The following is a 13,722-nucleotide window of genomic DNA, read 5'->3' as shown; positions in this document are numbered from 1 at the left end:
GTAATATATTGGAGGTTTAGAACATTGATTTTGTTGGCATGCATTATATTTTTAGCCACTTTAGTATTGGTGATCTGGCAGCCTAAAAATCTGTCCATCGGATGGTCTGCCTGTGGCGGTGCCATACTCGCCTTGCTGGTGGGTGTCGTCGATTTGCATGATGTTTGGGAAGTTACTCATATTGTCTGGAATGCGACACTGGCTTTTGTAGCCATTATTCTGATTTCGTTGGTGCTTGATAAAATCGGCTTCTTCGAATGGGCGGCGCTTCACATGGCACGAGCTGCGCGAGGAAGCGGAACCCGGATGTTTGTTTATGTGACCATTCTTGGCGCCGTTGTTGCTGCTTTTTTTGCGAATGACGGTGCGGCCTTAATACTGACACCGATTGTACTGGCGATGGTTCGGGCACTTAAATTGGATGAGAAAATGATTTTTCCTTTTATTATAGCGAGCGGTTTTATTTCAGACACGACGTCGCTTCCGCTTGTGGTCAGCAACTTGGTCAACATTGTGTCAGCCGATTTCTTTGGGATCACCTTTATGGAATATGCGAGTCGCATGATTGTACCTAATTTATTTTCTTTAGCAGCCAGTATAGGAGTACTGTATCTTTTTTTCCGTAAAAGAATTCCGAAAACGTTTGATGCGACACAATTAATCAGGCCTGCGGAAGCGATTAAAGATCCAAAGATGTTCCGTATGTCCTGGATCGTTCTCGCGGTTTTGTTCGTTGGCTACTTTGCATGCGAATTTTTTAATATTCCCGTTTCGGTGGTGGCTGGTATTATTGCTATCTTTTTCTTATTGATGGCGCGTAGAAGCCCTGCAGTGCCGATGAAAGAAGTCATCAAGGGTGCTCCATGGGCTATCGTATTTTTCTCCATCGGAATGTATGTTGTGGTGTATGGTCTACGTAATGCCGGTTTGACGGATCTGCTGGCCCATGTGATTCAAGCGGCTGCCGGTCAAGGTATGTTTGTGGCCACCATGGGCATGGGTTTTATTGCGGCGATTATCTCGTCGGTCATGAATAACATGCCTACGGTCATGATTAATGCGCTTGCCATTGATGCCACCCATACAACTGGTATGGTCAAAGAGGCGTTGATTTATGCTAACGTCATTGGTTCTGATCTGGGACCGAAAATAACTCCGATCGGTTCATTAGCCACGTTGTTGTGGCTGCATGTGCTCCGTTCGAAAAACGTAAAAATTTCTTGGGGGACTTATTTTAAGACAGGCATTGTCTTAACCATTCCTACACTTTTTATGACCCTACTGGGCTTATATCTATGGTTAATCATTTCATAATGGAACATTGAAGGAGACGGTAATGATGGAAAAAAAGACAATTTACTTTTTATGCACTGGTAACTCTTGCCGCAGTCAAATGGCAGAAGGCTGGGCCAAAAAATACTTGGGAGACCGTTGGAATGTATACAGTGCGGGTATTGAAGCACACGGCCTTAACCCTAAAGCGGTGCAAGCGATGAATGAAGTAGGGTTGGATATTTCCGGTCAAACTTCAGATATTATAGATCCTGCTTTGCTGAACAGCGCGGATTTGGTTGTGACCTTGTGCGGAGATGCTGCTGATAAATGTCCTATCACACCTCCGCACGTTCGTCGTGAACATTGGGGATTTGATGATCCGGCTAAAGCACAAGGAACAGAAGAAGAGAAATGGAGCGTATTCCAGCGTGTACGGGATGAAGTAGGGGCTCGTATTCGGAAATTTTCGGAGACTGGTGAATAAACAAGGTACACAGCTTAGGTATAGTATTACAGCAAGCACGCCTCCTTAAAGGGGTGGTGCTTGTTTGGCGTTTTTCTCCTTCACAGAATACTCTTCCAACACCTTTGTTTTATCTCCATAGATCCTATCCAAATGATCTTCTCCCCATAAGCAAAAACGATCAAGCAGATCTTTAAAATCCCATCCATATTCACTAAGCTCATATTCCACTTTGGGGGGAACTTGGTTATAAATGATGCGGTGGATGATTCCATCCTTTTCAAGCTCTCTAAGCTGTTGGGTGAGCACTTTTTGGGTGATTTTCGGAATGAGTTGACGAAGTTCGTATGTACGTTTTCTGCCGCTGGTTAAATGGTGTAGGATAATGCCTTTCCACTTTCCACTGATGACCTCCAAAGTTGCCTCGATCCCGAGCATATAGGTTTTGGCTTTGTCTTCCATAGACTTTTCCCCCTCTCCGATCTGTAGTACAAAAAGCACTAAGGAACCTTAAAGTACCTACAGTACATTGAAGTGCGTACTTCACACTTTAATGTATAACATCCATAATAGCATCTGTAGACAGGGTTCACCAATTATGAGGAGAAAGAAGGTTACGGATACATGAAAGTTCTATTGGTCGTCACGCATCCTAGAGAAGATTCACTAACCCTTGCGGTCATGAATCGTTTTGTAGAGGGATTGAAAGAGAATAAGCACGAGGTAGATATTTTGGACTTGGATCGGGATGGATACAATCCGGTGTACAGCGCTGCAGATGAGCTGGATTGGAATACGACCCATAAACAATATGCTCCTGAAACACGGAAAGAGATGGATAGAATAGTGGCTGCGGATGCTCTGGTCTTTGTGTTTCCATTATGGTGGTATAGTGTCCCGTCCATGCTAAAAGGGTACCTGGATAAAGTGTGGAACATAGGTTTACTTCAGGAGTTCACGTCAAAGCAGGTTCTGTGGATGTGCTTGGCGGGGGGGACGAAAGAACATCTGATCAAGTATGAATATCACGATTTGGTTACTAATTATTTGAATAAAGCCATTGCTGGTTACGCAAGAGTAAGAGAGTCCAAGGTGGAGTTCTTCTATGATACTTTATCCGAATCGAAAGAATACATTGAAGGTTTACTGGAGCACGCTTATCAATTAGGTCGGGCATATAAGTGAATTTTATTCTGATAACAATGATAATTTAATATTATTGAGGATTTTACAAAATCCTGATTATTGAAAAAGGGTTAAGGATCGTTAGACGGCACTTAACCCTTTTTTATTTTGTAGACGAGACTCTATCCTTTTATAGGCTCGTGCATAGGTGCTGATGGTGCCCCTTGCATAGATAACCCGCCGCCAGTTGTGCTTGCTGGAACAACGGGATGTGGTAATCCCTTTTCAGAAGCAGTGCCCGCAGTCTGCTTGGCCAGCTTCTGTTTCTCCCATAGGGCTCTGGCGATCACCAGCAAGGAGAGTACACCCACATATAGTAACAGAGAACCGAGTTCGGGAAGCATCTCCTGCAAAGGTGCACCACGCAGACCCATAGTGCGCAGGAATTTATACATCCATACAAAGGGGAAGAAATCACCGATTTGAATCGCTAAAGGTGGAAACAGTGATCTGGAAAGAACAGCCCCTGATAGAACAAAAGCAGGCATGAGTATCATCACCATTCTGCCAATGGCTATTCCCGGATGTGCAGCGCCCCATGCAACCAGGACATTGATACAAACGGTACCGAATACATACAGGACAACTGGAATTATAAAGAGAATTGGATTGGCCTCGAAACGGCCTCCCCCAAACACTTTAAGCATCCCTAGAGAGAAGATTAAGCCAGCCGTCGAAAACAGCGTATAAGGAAGCATACGCAGCAGGATGTTGAACGGATTTTGCAGCTCAGCAGCCAGCCTCTTGGAAACCCGGAGTCTGGCGACCAGAGGTAAGCTATTTATATTCAGTATCATAAAAGAGAACATACAAGTGAATGCAAGTATCGTCGTATTCTGATAGTCATTCGTTGGATTAAACATGGAACGCACTTCCAAGGCGATACCATTGAGGGCCCCTTGAGCCTGTTCTGCGTTCATCCCGGTTTTCAACATAGCTGGAACAGACAGTTCCATATTCTCGGAAACGCTAATTTCCTGCATAGCTGTACGAATCGAAGTAATAGATTGTACATTGGTATTATCGAGAATGAGACCCACGCGGCTGGAGAGGGAACGATTGTGATTGTCCTCTAAACCATGCGGCAATGAAATAACAGCCAAATATTGCTCATGATAAAAATACTGTTCAGGGTTGTCCGTATACGAAACAATCTCAGCTACGTTCATATACGGGGAAGCATCTATTTTCTGAATGAACTCACGGCTGTAAGCTGTGTTATCTTGATCCACCACTACCACGTTAGCGTCGTTAATTTGGCTGCTTGGGAGCAACAGTGAATACCCCAGTACGGCAATCAATGGGAAGATAATAGCTATAATCGGATACTTGGAGTGAACCAGATACGACCATTCATCACGAAGAGATTTCATTTGTATTCACCTCAACTGTCATGCCTGGTAGCAAAGCTGCTTCTCTTGTTACATATACACGTATCTGGAATGTAGCGGTATCTGCTTCTCCTTTTTCACGGGACATCTTCACATTAGCGAATTGTGGTGCAGCAGTTACATAGCGTACCGTACCTTTCAAGTCCTTATTGAGACCAGAGATATGAGTTTTAATTTCTTGATCCTTGAATTTCCCCGCTTGTTCTTCATTCACATAGAGATCGTAATATAAATCGTTGGTTTCCAGGGTAATCACAGGAGCACCTTGCGCCACATTTTCGCCGACTTTGGTACTAATCGAAGTCACCTTGCCATCCTGTGGTGCTTTTAACACCAGGCGTTCTTTTTTGAGCAGCAACGTTTTAAGCTGAACTTCCTGTGTGTCTTTTTGTTGCTTTAAAAGGTCAATAGCCAGCTTCTGATCTGCCAACTGTTGACGACTCTGCTGAATGGTTTCCAGCTGGGTCTTGGAACGATCGACGGACAATTGGGCACCGCGAATTTCTTCCTCGGCTTGTTTTACCGAAACGGCTGCTTGTGTCGTCTGTTCACTGGCCTGCATACGTTCTTCAGAAGTGGCACCATGAAGTAGCTTTTGTAGAGCCTCTTTTTGCTGACTCAACTGATTTGTCGCTAAAGTCAAAGAGGATTCGGCATCATCCAACGCTGCTTTGGATGCACTTCCTGCATCATAGAGTGCTTTATTACGCTTATAGTTGGTCTGCGCAGTCTGAACGTTTTTGGTTGCTGAGGCTACAGCAATTCGTTGCTGCTGAACATCTTCATCCCGAACCCCGTTATTGACCTGTTGTTCCGCAGCAGTGGCTTGACGCTCAGCCGCTTGTGCCCGCTGCAATGCTGCCTGACTTTTACTCTCAGTCACTTGAGCTTGCGCGATATCTAGCTGTGCCTGTTTTTCCTGAGTTGCTGCCCGTGTATAGCCTAAATTGATGGATTGTTGTTGTTGGCTGATTTGCGTATTGAACTGGGCAATTTGTGTCCGCAGCTGCTCAATTTGCAGATCCACATCTGTGGAATCCAAAGTCATAAGGACAGTTCCTTTTTTCACCTTCGTTTCTTCTGTTACCGGGATGTTCAGGACTTTGCCTCCTACTTGTTCAAAAGATACATGAATGCTATCCGCATTTAGTGTTGTGCCTTTAACGGATCGCGAAGCATTGACTTGATCTTGTCCGTTGGTCTGGAGCAGGAAACCCCCGCCGATCAGACAGGCGATAGAAATGAGAGGGATGATGAGGCTGGTGGCTTGTGTGCGATTCATGGGTAATACGCTCCTTAGATTCATAAAATGGGTTAAACATAGACTCGAATAAATATCCTGATATGTACATTTTATTTATTCTTTTATTTAATAATTTAAAAGTTAGTCGGCTAACTAAAACGCAAAATTAAAACTTATTCTGGTTTTGTTGCTTTATATATCTCTTTTGCTTGAGGGATGCCACTTTCTATTTTTTGCAGTAACGTCAGGAGCAATTCCTTTTCATCGGTGGACAGGTGGCTCATCAGTGTGGAAGTGCTTGTAAAATGTATAGGCAGCAGTCTTTCCATCATTTCTGTTCCTTGTTCGGTCAGTTTAACAATGCTCATACGGCGGTCGGAAGGATGAACAGATCGAATAATAAGCCCATCGCGTTCCAGGCGGTCAAGCAGACCGGTAACAGTAGGCTTGCTAACCCCTACTTTCTCCGCAAGCTCTGTAGCCAGCAATCCTGTATGGATGTTGCGGTACAGAAGAATTAATATTGAAAATTTCCCATGAGATATACCGAACTTCTCAAAGCCCTCAAAGCTGACTTTAAAGACGCTGGAAGATACCCGCATAAAAAATAGCATAGCTTCTGTTGCTCTTACATCAATCTCGGGGATACGCATAGAAAATTCTTGTAGCGCCTCACGAGTGGGCAAGTCCCGTAAATCAAAATCCATAAGGTTCTCCTTTCTTCTTACAGTATGTTCCAATCAATAAATTAGTTAGCCGACTAATCTTAATCTATTCAAAAATGAATTTCAAGCTAAACTTTGTTAATCGTCATGCGATTGTTCACCATATGGAGGTTGTTCGTGCCATGGTTCAAGCTTTTCCCTACATTGATATTTACAATGAAGTGCTTGATAATAAGTGGATATCGCACGAGACCAAAAACCCAAAAGTGAGGAACCTGGAATGACGACAAAATTATACTACACTGCTCCAAATCTTACGGAGTGGGACACTCATATTACACAGAGCATGGAAAGAGACGGAAAATATTTGGTTACGCTGGAGGAAACGGCCTTTTATCCGCATGGTGGAGGCCAGCCTTGTGATACAGGAACAATTCAGGGCGTCCGTGTATTAGATGTTGTTCTCGAAGAAGGGGATATTTGGCATCAGGTAGAGCGTTTGCCGGAGGATCGGAAAGTAGCCTGCCGATTGGATTGGGAACGCAGATTTGATCATATGCAGCAGCATAGCGGGCAGCACTTGCTGTCAGCGGTTTGTCTAGAGTTGTTGGGTGCCCGTACGGAAAGCTTTCATCTGGGACAAGAATATGACACGATTGATGTGAACTGTTCGGATATAACGCCTGCGCAGCTATCGGCAATCGAGCAGGAAGTAAATCAGCAAATCTATAGTAATCGCAGCATAAAAAGTTATTTTGTAACCCGTGAGCAATTGAAGGACATTCCGCTTGTGAAAACGCCCAAAGTGACAGAAAATATTCGGATTGTCGAGATCGAGGGCATTGAATATAATGCTTGCGGTGGCACACATGTAGCTCAGACCGGGGAAATTGGAATCATTAAATGCTTAAAATGGGAGAAGCAGAAGGGGATGGCAAGAATCCATTTCAAATGTGGCGCTCGCGCACTCCAGGATTTTAACGATAGTGTTCAGATATTGGACGTGTTATCTATGAAGTTCAATACCGGGCGAAAAGATATTTTGACCCGATTCGAAAAGTGGGAGCAGGAGCATAAACAGCTTAAGGCGCAAGTGGAGCTCCTACAAGAGGAAAATGCTTCGTACCAGGCGAAAGAGTTGCTATCTGCTGTGCGGGGGCATGTTCTTGCTCATGTATTCGAACAAAAATCCCTGCAGGACATGCAGCAATTGGCTACCAAGCTGACAGCTGAGCATGATTTGCTTGTTCTATTTGCCACAACAGCAGAAAACAAAATCCTTCTGGCACATAACGGCACCCAGTCTGTTAGCTGCGGAGCATTTTTGAAAGAGAATCTGGGGGCATTTCACGGTAAGGGGGGCGGTAGCAACCAATCAGCTCAGGCTGCATTCCCGTCCCGTGAAGACCTTTTGAATTTCTTTGAAACGGCCCAGCGCCAGTTCGTTCAGGGCTGATGTAATGGAGGATTAGTGGCGTAGGGGAAGCTTCCACTTTTCCTTTTCTGTAAATAAAATAAAAGAAAAAATAAGTGCAACAACAGCGCCCCAAACGGCTTTATCCCCAATTGTCAAAGTTAGAAATCCCCCCAGCAAGGCTCCTACCAAGAAGGCTGCCAGGATGACACCATAACGCATCGCTCGAATGGCAGCGTTCGTGTCCTTGGTCGTTACGGCGACATACACAGCCTCGATAGCTGATCGGAGGTTACCGGTGCTGACCGTGGAGGTGTACGGCACATCAATGAGCTTGCGGAAGGAAGTCATTTGCACGGAAGCGACGAACGAGACGATCACCACCACTACCGTATTGGGAACTCCTTGCGGAATCAATCCCACGATGAAAAAAATCGCAATTTCCAGTAAAAGAATTGCGCGGGTCCAGTCCGGAGTTAAACGGTGGGTTGATTTTCGTTTAATCCCTTCAGCAACAAAAACCCCCAGTGAAAAGGCGATCAGGGGCGGGATATAGGATAACGCCTGAATCCAGTGCCCCTGAATGACTTTGACAGCCAGCAGCACGATATTGCCTGTCTGTGCGTTGGCGAAAACACCGCCTCTTCCAACAAAGGTATATGTGTCCAAAAAGCCCCCTACTAATGATAGTAAGGCGCCCAGTCGCAACGATTCGGACGTTACCTGATGTAAATGTATTTTGCCTTTCATAAACACGGCATATAAGCCTCCTATGCTAAACGTCGATTGTTTAAAGCTAACACGAAAATCCAGGACCATACAATTAAATTAATCACTTAAGCATGAAAATGACACAAAAAAGCCACATCAGGTCCCATACAATAGAAAGGACGTGATGCGGCTTGTTGGAGTGCTGTTTAAAGTGTCATCTGGAACTTCGAGAATGTGCTTATTGCAGAGCTTGAACGAGGGCTGCGCCGAATTCCTGTGCACCATCTGGGCCATCGGCTGTAATAATGTCGCTATGCGCAACGACATGCTGAGCGAGATATTCGGCTTGATGCACTTGAAGCTGATCCTTTTGTATATCCACTGGATAGCATGTAGCCGTTCTACCAGAGAGTAGTCCGGTTTGAGCCACGGCTACAGAGCCTGCGCAGATGCCAGCCAATAAAGTCTTTTGCTCATGAGTTTGTTTTAGCAGAGTTTGGAGATCCGCGTTATTCCACAGATGGTCATTCGTACCTGATCCGCCGATCACAGATACTACATCATAATCAGCCAGCACAGCGTTTGTAAAAACAAGATCAGCTGTCGCTTTACCGTTGTAGTCACCCGTGATTTCGCCTGTTTTTGTACTAGCTAGGGTCACGGTAACGCCTGCTTGCTCCAGCGCTTCCTTCGGTTTAAACAATTCATCCTCATTAAAGCGCTCTGGGGGTATAATAAAAAGAGCTTTTTTACTCATACTTTATTCCTCCTTGAATGTGTAACGTTATCTACTATTGTAGGATGGCTTCGTCAGGCTGTGAAGAATGCACTTTCAAGTACGGAGGTTACCTGCAGGTTACTATTAGAGTGCAAGACCATGATGATTTAGAAGGAGTTAATTATATATGTCTGATACGCTAAGAGAAGAAATACGGGAGAAGATCGTTAACGGAGACTATAACTGCGAAAAGGAACTAACCTTGTCAGTGTTAAGCGGAAAATGGAAGGTCGTCATTTTATGGCATCTGGGTGTGGAAGGAGCGCATCGTTTCAGTGACCTGCAAAGGCTGTTTCCGAAGCTGTCGCATAAAGTGCTGACCAATCAGTTGCGGGAGTTGATGGAGGACGGTATTGTGCACCGGGAAGTGTATCCCGAGGTACCTCCAAAGGTGGAGTATTCGATGACCGAGCTGGGGATGACGATTTTACCCATTGTGGAGATGATGTATGACTGGGGGAAAAAACGGGTGCAATCCATACGTGAGGAAATGCAACGCAGCGGTGAGGGAAACGTTTAAAGTTCCTTCATATGAAAAATAGAACGCCTTGCACTATGAGTACAATTGTACTTAGAGCAAAGGCGTTCTTTGGCATGTTAGCAGTCTGTGTTTTTATCATATTAGTCTAGGAACAATAGCGGTAGACGTGAAGCTGCTTCAATAAGAATCATTGCTGTTCAAGTGCTGGTAGAACCTCAATCCAGCGTGTAGCCCAAGTACCGATATGGTCAAACAAAGGAGCTAAATCGCGTCCTTTATCCGTAAGAGAGTATTCAATCCGTACGGGCTTCTCAGGATAAACCATACGTTGTATGATTCCTTCTTCCTCCAGCTCTTTCAAACGGTCCGAAAGGACCTTTCCACTTAAATTAGGAATTGAATTCTCAATAGCGACGAAACGTTGCGGACCATTCGTTAGTTGAAATACGATCAATACCGTCCAACGCTTACTCAGTAGTTCCATAGCCTTTTCAAACCGTGGACACATCTGCGGAATGTTCATGTGATCACCTCATGCTTATTATTAACGATTCACTGTTAAAAGTAAATGATTTTACTTTACATAAATTTATTACTTGACGAAATGATATGATATAAATATACTTTGTTACATAAAGTAACTTGTTAGCTTTGAGACGGAGCTTAAGATATGAATACTTAAAATTTAAACTTAATTTGATGTTATTTTTGATATTATTAATGATGTAATTAAATGAACAGGTACGAACTAATCGTTGAGGTTATGGTTTGGGTGTAGGGGGAAGTCGGATGAAGCTGGAATGTGAAGTGTGCGTAGTTGGAGGGGGACCCGCAGGGACTTTGTTGTCCTGTCTACTGGCGGCGCAGGGTGTATCCACGATATTGATTGAGCGACAGAGCATAGCGGGAAAGGCCTTTCGCGGTGAAATCTTGAATGATGAGGGTCAGGAAGTGATCCAAAGGCATAAGCTGCTCGAACAAATTCATGAGAACTATGTTCTCGCCTCCACAAGGATCGAATATTGGGGGCATCAGCGGCAAGTGAAGACGGTCAAGCCAGTATCAGTTGATGGTAATGTGGGGGTTCATATTCCACAGCCTCGATTTTTGGAGGCTTTGCTCAAACAGGCGTCAACCTACGAGTCCTTCCGTTACCTGGCGGGTACAACTGTGACTGCGTTGGAAGGTAACAGCGAGCAGGGCTACACGGGCTTGATCGCCCGCGATAAGAACGGTCATGAGATCACGATTGACAGTTCGTTGATTGTAGGGGCAGACGGTCGCTATTCGACTGTGCGCAAGCTGGCGCAGATGCCTGTGACGAACATTCGACACGGCTATGATCTGCTATGGGCGAAAATTACGGCACCTGCTGGGTGGGAGCCCGTCACTCGTCTGGCACTGGTCAATGGAGGTCAGTTGGCTTTATTCTCTCAGGCTGAGGGATATATTCAAATTGGCTGGAATGTGGAGGAGAGTAGCTTTCCAACCCTGTTTAAGCAATCCTTTGAACCATTTATACAACGGTTTACAGAGGCTTTTCCAGATTTGAAGCATAGTGTGCATGATCATATTCGTTCATGGAAGGACTTCGTACCGTTGGATATTTTCAGCAGTCGTAGTGACACCTGGACGCAGAACGGACTGGTCCTTATTGGAGATGCGGCGCATACCATGACACCTACCGGAGCTTTTGGCTTGAATGCAGCTTTGAAGGATGCCGATGTGCTAGCCAGTGAGCTTCTTCGTTTACGACAGAAGAGCTATACCGCAGAAGACCTAAAGGCGTTCGAAGACGGACGACGGCAGGCTGTCACCGAGCTTCAGGAACGGCAACTGACGATGGAATCCACGTTTCATGAACATTTCTTACACAGAGTTCAATGATTTATGACCCTAACAATAACGATTAGCCTTTAAAGAATTAGGCATTTTCTATATAGAGCTTATATAAAGGATGGTGCAGAGAGATGAACCAAAAAGATGTAGCTACGCTACTTAACGATAAAATTCAAACCGTTCGCGGAGAGCAATCTTCGACGATTTTGGTAGGACCGATCAAGCTGCCAGTTAATTTGGAAGGAGAAACGGTTGTTTTTCAGTGGTATTGCTGGTTGCCTGTCCGGGATGAGGAAGATCGTCAGGACTTACTGAATGCCACCGCTGAGACGATTGTGAAGCGATTGTCCACACTGGATTTGGCAGAGGGACAACAGTCAAGCGTTTTGGTGTACGGCGATCTCGAGCAGTCGGAAAATGCATTAGTTCGCATGCATAGTATTTGCCATACTGGAGATATTTTTGGTAGCAAGCGTTGTGATTGCGGATTTCAACTCCACCAGTCCATGAAAATGATCGTGGAACATGGAACGGGTGCATTGTTCTATCTGGCTAACCATGAAGGCCGCGGAATTGGTTTGTTTAGTAAAGCAATGGCTTATATTCTGCAGGAAGAAGGCATGGATACCGTGGAAGCCAATCATCAATTGGGTTTTGAAGATGATACACGCAACTATGCGGATGCCATTAGTGTGCTCCGTCACCTGAGACAAAAGCCGGTAACCCTGATTACAAATAATCCTAAAAAACTGGATGCCTTGAAAAAATCGGGTATGAATGTGGCGGGTCGTATGCCGCTCTGGGGCGATGTGTCGCAATATAATGAACGGTATTTGAATACAAAAGTGGAACGATCCGGCCATTTGCGGGATTCCGATCTCAGGGAGGTTCTATGACCACTCACGAAAAATATATGCGCCTGGCACTGGAAAATGCCAGAAGTGCTAAAGGGCAAACAGAACCGAATCCGCTCGTCGGATCAGTCATTGTCAACAACGGCCGTATCGTTGGGATCGGCGCTCATCTGAAGCCCGGCGAGCCACATGCCGAGATTCATGCGTTGCGTATGGCGGGTGAACACGCTCAGGGAGCGACGATTTACGTAACGCTGGAGCCGTGTTCCCATCACGGCCGGACAGGCCCGTGCGCGGAAGCGATTGTGAAGGCTGGTATTCGTCGAGTGGTGATTGCAGCGCTGGACCCGAACCCGCTGGTTTCCGGCAGAGGGGTGCAGATTTTGAAAGATGCAGGCATTGAGGTCATTGTCGGCGTATGTGAGCAGGAATCCATCCGCATGAATGAAGTGTTCAATCAATATATCGTGAGCAAGCGTCCTTTTATTACGATCAAATCAGCAGTAACGCTGGACGGTAAAATTGCAACTCGAACCTCTGAAAGCAAGTGGATCACATCTGAGGCTGCACGGGAGGATGTGCATCGTCTTCGTCACGAGCATGTAGGAATCCTGGTCGGTGTACAGACCGTGATTCATGATAATCCTCAGCTTACGACTCGTCTACCAGAAGGACGGAATCCGATTCGTATCATTCTGGATAGTAAGCTTCGAATTCCATTGGATGCTCGTGTCATTACAGATGGGGAGGCTCCGACCTGGATATTCACAGGACGGGCCTACGATGAAGGCAAGCGAAGCCAGCTGGAACAGCTGGGTGTAAAAGTATATCCGACACAGGATGAAAACAGCGATCGGGTTAACCTGCCGCAAATGTTGGATATTCTGGGGGCAGCGGAGGTGTCATCGGTGTTCGTGGAAGGCGGAGCCGAAGTGAACGCTTCGTTCGTGCAGCAAGGGCTGGCAGACAAGCTGGTGCTGTATATGGCGCCGAAGCTGGTTGGAGGACGTGCAGCCCCGGGATTTCTCGGGGGAGAAGGCGTGTCTGCGATGAGCGATGCGGTGGCATTGCATGATTTGAGCGTGACACAGGTTGGTGTAGATTGGAAAATAGAAGGGTATTTTGAGCGGGGAAAATGAGTGAGTTGTTTTCGGGTGGAGGAGGCGCTTCGCGGAGAGGTTGATCATCCGATCGCTGTTGCAGTGGGATTCTTCGGATTGTATGAGAGATTTAAAGGTAAGAATCCCACTGCAAAGGCGAACGCTTCCGCTTCTCCAGATGCAACCCCTTCGCTCCGCTGCTGCCCACCGCAAAGTCACTCTTTTTCCGAAATGTTGTGGAGCATGGGAAGGGCATAAGAAACTAAATACTCAAAAACTCAAAGGCTCAAAAACTTATAAATTCAAAACAGAGGATCTGAAGG

The 13,722-nt window shown here is 45.6% G+C and carries 15 protein-coding genes; 8 read left to right on the top strand and 7 right to left on the bottom strand.

What is annotated here, in order from left to right; all coding sequences use genetic code 11:
• The first annotated feature begins 24 nt into the window (after positions 1-24).
• Together MKY75_RS21415 and arsC are read left to right on the top strand one after the other, a co-directional pair.
• Complete coding sequence (locus tag MKY75_RS21415; protein ID WP_029519340.1) at positions 25-1,314, top strand: arsenical efflux pump membrane protein ArsB; 1,290 nt, start codon at positions 25-27, stop codon at positions 1,312-1,314.
• Positions 1,315-1,339: 25 nt separating this feature from the next.
• Positions 1,340-1,759 (top strand): arsenate reductase (thioredoxin), encoded by a 420-nt coding sequence (arsC, locus tag MKY75_RS21410; protein WP_029519339.1) that lies wholly within the window; start codon positions 1,340-1,342, stop codon positions 1,757-1,759.
• A 45-nt stretch (positions 1,760-1,804) separates the two neighbouring features.
• On the opposite strand, the gene MKY75_RS21405 is transcribed toward arsC, so the two are convergent.
• Positions 1,805-2,200, bottom strand: a complete 396-nt coding sequence (locus MKY75_RS21405; RefSeq protein WP_013373192.1) for a winged helix-turn-helix transcriptional regulator — start codon at positions 2,198-2,200, stop codon at positions 1,805-1,807.
• A gap of 162 nt (positions 2,201-2,362) precedes the next feature.
• On the opposite strand from MKY75_RS21405, the gene MKY75_RS21400 reads away from it, so the two are divergent.
• Positions 2,363-2,923 (top strand): NAD(P)H oxidoreductase, encoded by a 561-nt coding sequence (locus MKY75_RS21400; RefSeq protein WP_029519338.1) that lies wholly within the window; start codon positions 2,363-2,365, stop codon positions 2,921-2,923.
• Between the two features lie 122 nt (positions 2,924-3,045).
• Here MKY75_RS21400 and MKY75_RS21395 read toward each other — a convergent pair whose 3' ends face one another.
• The 3 genes from MKY75_RS21395 to MKY75_RS21385 all read right to left on the bottom strand — a co-directional run bounded on the left by MKY75_RS21395 (position 3,046) and on the right by MKY75_RS21385 (position 6,264).
• Complete coding sequence (locus MKY75_RS21395; RefSeq protein WP_069011593.1) at positions 3,046-4,296, bottom strand: ABC transporter permease; 1,251 nt, start codon at positions 4,294-4,296, stop codon at positions 3,046-3,048.
• On the bottom strand, positions 4,280-5,596 hold the full coding sequence (locus MKY75_RS21390) for an HlyD family secretion protein (RefSeq protein ID WP_340886474.1): 1,317 nt from the start codon (positions 5,594-5,596) through the stop codon (positions 4,280-4,282). The genes MKY75_RS21395 and MKY75_RS21390 overlap by 17 nt, the downstream gene beginning before the upstream one ends.
• A gap of 134 nt (positions 5,597-5,730) precedes the next feature.
• On the bottom strand, positions 5,731-6,264 hold the full coding sequence (locus MKY75_RS21385) for a MarR family winged helix-turn-helix transcriptional regulator (RefSeq protein ID WP_069011591.1): 534 nt from the start codon (positions 6,262-6,264) through the stop codon (positions 5,731-5,733).
• Positions 6,265-6,502: 238 nt separating this feature from the next.
• On the opposite strand from MKY75_RS21385, the gene MKY75_RS21380 reads away from it, so the two are divergent.
• Positions 6,503-7,678 (top strand): alanyl-tRNA editing protein, encoded by a 1,176-nt coding sequence (locus MKY75_RS21380; protein WP_069011590.1) that lies wholly within the window; start codon positions 6,503-6,505, stop codon positions 7,676-7,678.
• A 12-nt stretch (positions 7,679-7,690) separates the two neighbouring features.
• Here MKY75_RS21380 and MKY75_RS21375 read toward each other — a convergent pair whose 3' ends face one another.
• Complete coding sequence (locus MKY75_RS21375; RefSeq protein ID WP_029519333.1) at positions 7,691-8,392, bottom strand: YoaK family protein; 702 nt, start codon at positions 8,390-8,392, stop codon at positions 7,691-7,693.
• Between the two features lie 193 nt (positions 8,393-8,585).
• Positions 8,586-9,104, bottom strand: a complete 519-nt coding sequence (locus MKY75_RS21370) for a DJ-1/PfpI family protein (protein ID WP_069011589.1) — start codon at positions 9,102-9,104, stop codon at positions 8,586-8,588.
• 148 nt (positions 9,105-9,252) lie between these two features.
• Between MKY75_RS21370 and MKY75_RS21365 the strand changes: the two genes are divergently transcribed.
• On the top strand, positions 9,253-9,645 hold the full coding sequence (locus MKY75_RS21365; RefSeq protein ID WP_013312050.1) for a winged helix-turn-helix transcriptional regulator: 393 nt from the start codon (positions 9,253-9,255) through the stop codon (positions 9,643-9,645).
• A 148-nt stretch (positions 9,646-9,793) separates the two neighbouring features.
• Here MKY75_RS21365 and MKY75_RS21360 read toward each other — a convergent pair whose 3' ends face one another.
• Complete coding sequence (locus tag MKY75_RS21360) at positions 9,794-10,129, bottom strand: winged helix-turn-helix transcriptional regulator (protein WP_013312049.1); 336 nt, start codon at positions 10,127-10,129, stop codon at positions 9,794-9,796.
• A 266-nt stretch (positions 10,130-10,395) separates the two neighbouring features.
• Here MKY75_RS21360 and MKY75_RS21355 point away from each other — a divergent pair, with 266 nt between their 5' ends.
• The 3 genes from MKY75_RS21355 to ribD all read left to right on the top strand — a co-directional run bounded on the left by MKY75_RS21355 (position 10,396) and on the right by ribD (position 13,438).
• Positions 10,396-11,493, top strand: coding sequence for an FAD-dependent monooxygenase (locus MKY75_RS21355; RefSeq protein WP_340886471.1), 1,098 nt, complete (start codon positions 10,396-10,398; stop codon positions 11,491-11,493).
• Positions 11,494-11,576: 83 nt separating this feature from the next.
• Positions 11,577-12,341: a GTP cyclohydrolase II gene (locus MKY75_RS21350; RefSeq protein WP_029519329.1), complete on the top strand. Its 765-nt coding sequence runs from the start codon at positions 11,577-11,579 to the stop codon at positions 12,339-12,341.
• Positions 12,338-13,438, top strand: coding sequence for a bifunctional diaminohydroxyphosphoribosylaminopyrimidine deaminase/5-amino-6-(5-phosphoribosylamino)uracil reductase RibD (gene ribD / locus MKY75_RS21345; protein WP_029519328.1), 1,101 nt, complete (start codon positions 12,338-12,340; stop codon positions 13,436-13,438). Before MKY75_RS21350 ends, ribD begins: the two co-directional genes overlap by 4 nt.
• The last annotated feature ends 284 nt before the right edge of the window (positions 13,439-13,722 follow it).

Origin of the sequence: Paenibacillus sp. FSL L8-0663 (assembly GCF_038008125.1) — a bacterium.
GTDB classification, from domain to species: domain Bacteria; phylum Bacillota; class Bacilli; order Paenibacillales; family Paenibacillaceae; genus Paenibacillus; species Paenibacillus polymyxa_D.
This window is presented reverse-complemented; position numbering and strand designations above follow the sequence as displayed.

What these genes read in the sequence shown, in the direction of transcription:
- ribD (WP_029519328.1), top strand. Translation starts at nt 12,338, where the DNA reads ATGACCACTCACGAAAAATATATGCGCCTGGCACTGGAAAATGCCAGA.
- MKY75_RS21385 (WP_069011591.1), bottom strand. Translation starts at nt 6,264, where the DNA reads ATGGATTTTGATTTACGGGACTTGCCCACTCGTGAGGCGCTACAAGAA.
- MKY75_RS21400 (WP_029519338.1), top strand. Translation starts at nt 2,363, where the DNA reads ATGAAAGTTCTATTGGTCGTCACGCATCCTAGAGAAGATTCACTAACC.
- MKY75_RS21405 (WP_013373192.1), bottom strand. Translation starts at nt 2,200, where the DNA reads ATGGAAGACAAAGCCAAAACCTATATGCTCGGGATCGAGGCAACTTTG.
- MKY75_RS21390 (WP_340886474.1), bottom strand. Translation starts at nt 5,596, where the DNA reads ATGAATCGCACACAAGCCACCAGCCTCATCATCCCTCTCATTTCTATC.
- MKY75_RS21395 (WP_069011593.1), bottom strand. Translation starts at nt 4,296, where the DNA reads ATGAAATCTCTTCGTGATGAATGGTCGTATCTGGTTCACTCCAAGTAT.
- arsC (WP_029519339.1), top strand. Translation starts at nt 1,340, where the DNA reads ATGGAAAAAAAGACAATTTACTTTTTATGCACTGGTAACTCTTGCCGC.
- MKY75_RS21355 (WP_340886471.1), top strand. Translation starts at nt 10,396, where the DNA reads ATGAAGCTGGAATGTGAAGTGTGCGTAGTTGGAGGGGGACCCGCAGGG.
- MKY75_RS21350 (WP_029519329.1), top strand. Translation starts at nt 11,577, where the DNA reads ATGAACCAAAAAGATGTAGCTACGCTACTTAACGATAAAATTCAAACC.
- MKY75_RS21380 (WP_069011590.1), top strand. Translation starts at nt 6,503, where the DNA reads ATGACGACAAAATTATACTACACTGCTCCAAATCTTACGGAGTGGGAC.
- MKY75_RS21360 (WP_013312049.1), bottom strand. Translation starts at nt 10,129, where the DNA reads ATGAACATTCCGCAGATGTGTCCACGGTTTGAAAAGGCTATGGAACTA.
- MKY75_RS21365 (WP_013312050.1), top strand. Translation starts at nt 9,253, where the DNA reads ATGTCTGATACGCTAAGAGAAGAAATACGGGAGAAGATCGTTAACGGA.
- MKY75_RS21370 (WP_069011589.1), bottom strand. Translation starts at nt 9,104, where the DNA reads ATGAGTAAAAAAGCTCTTTTTATTATACCCCCAGAGCGCTTTAATGAG.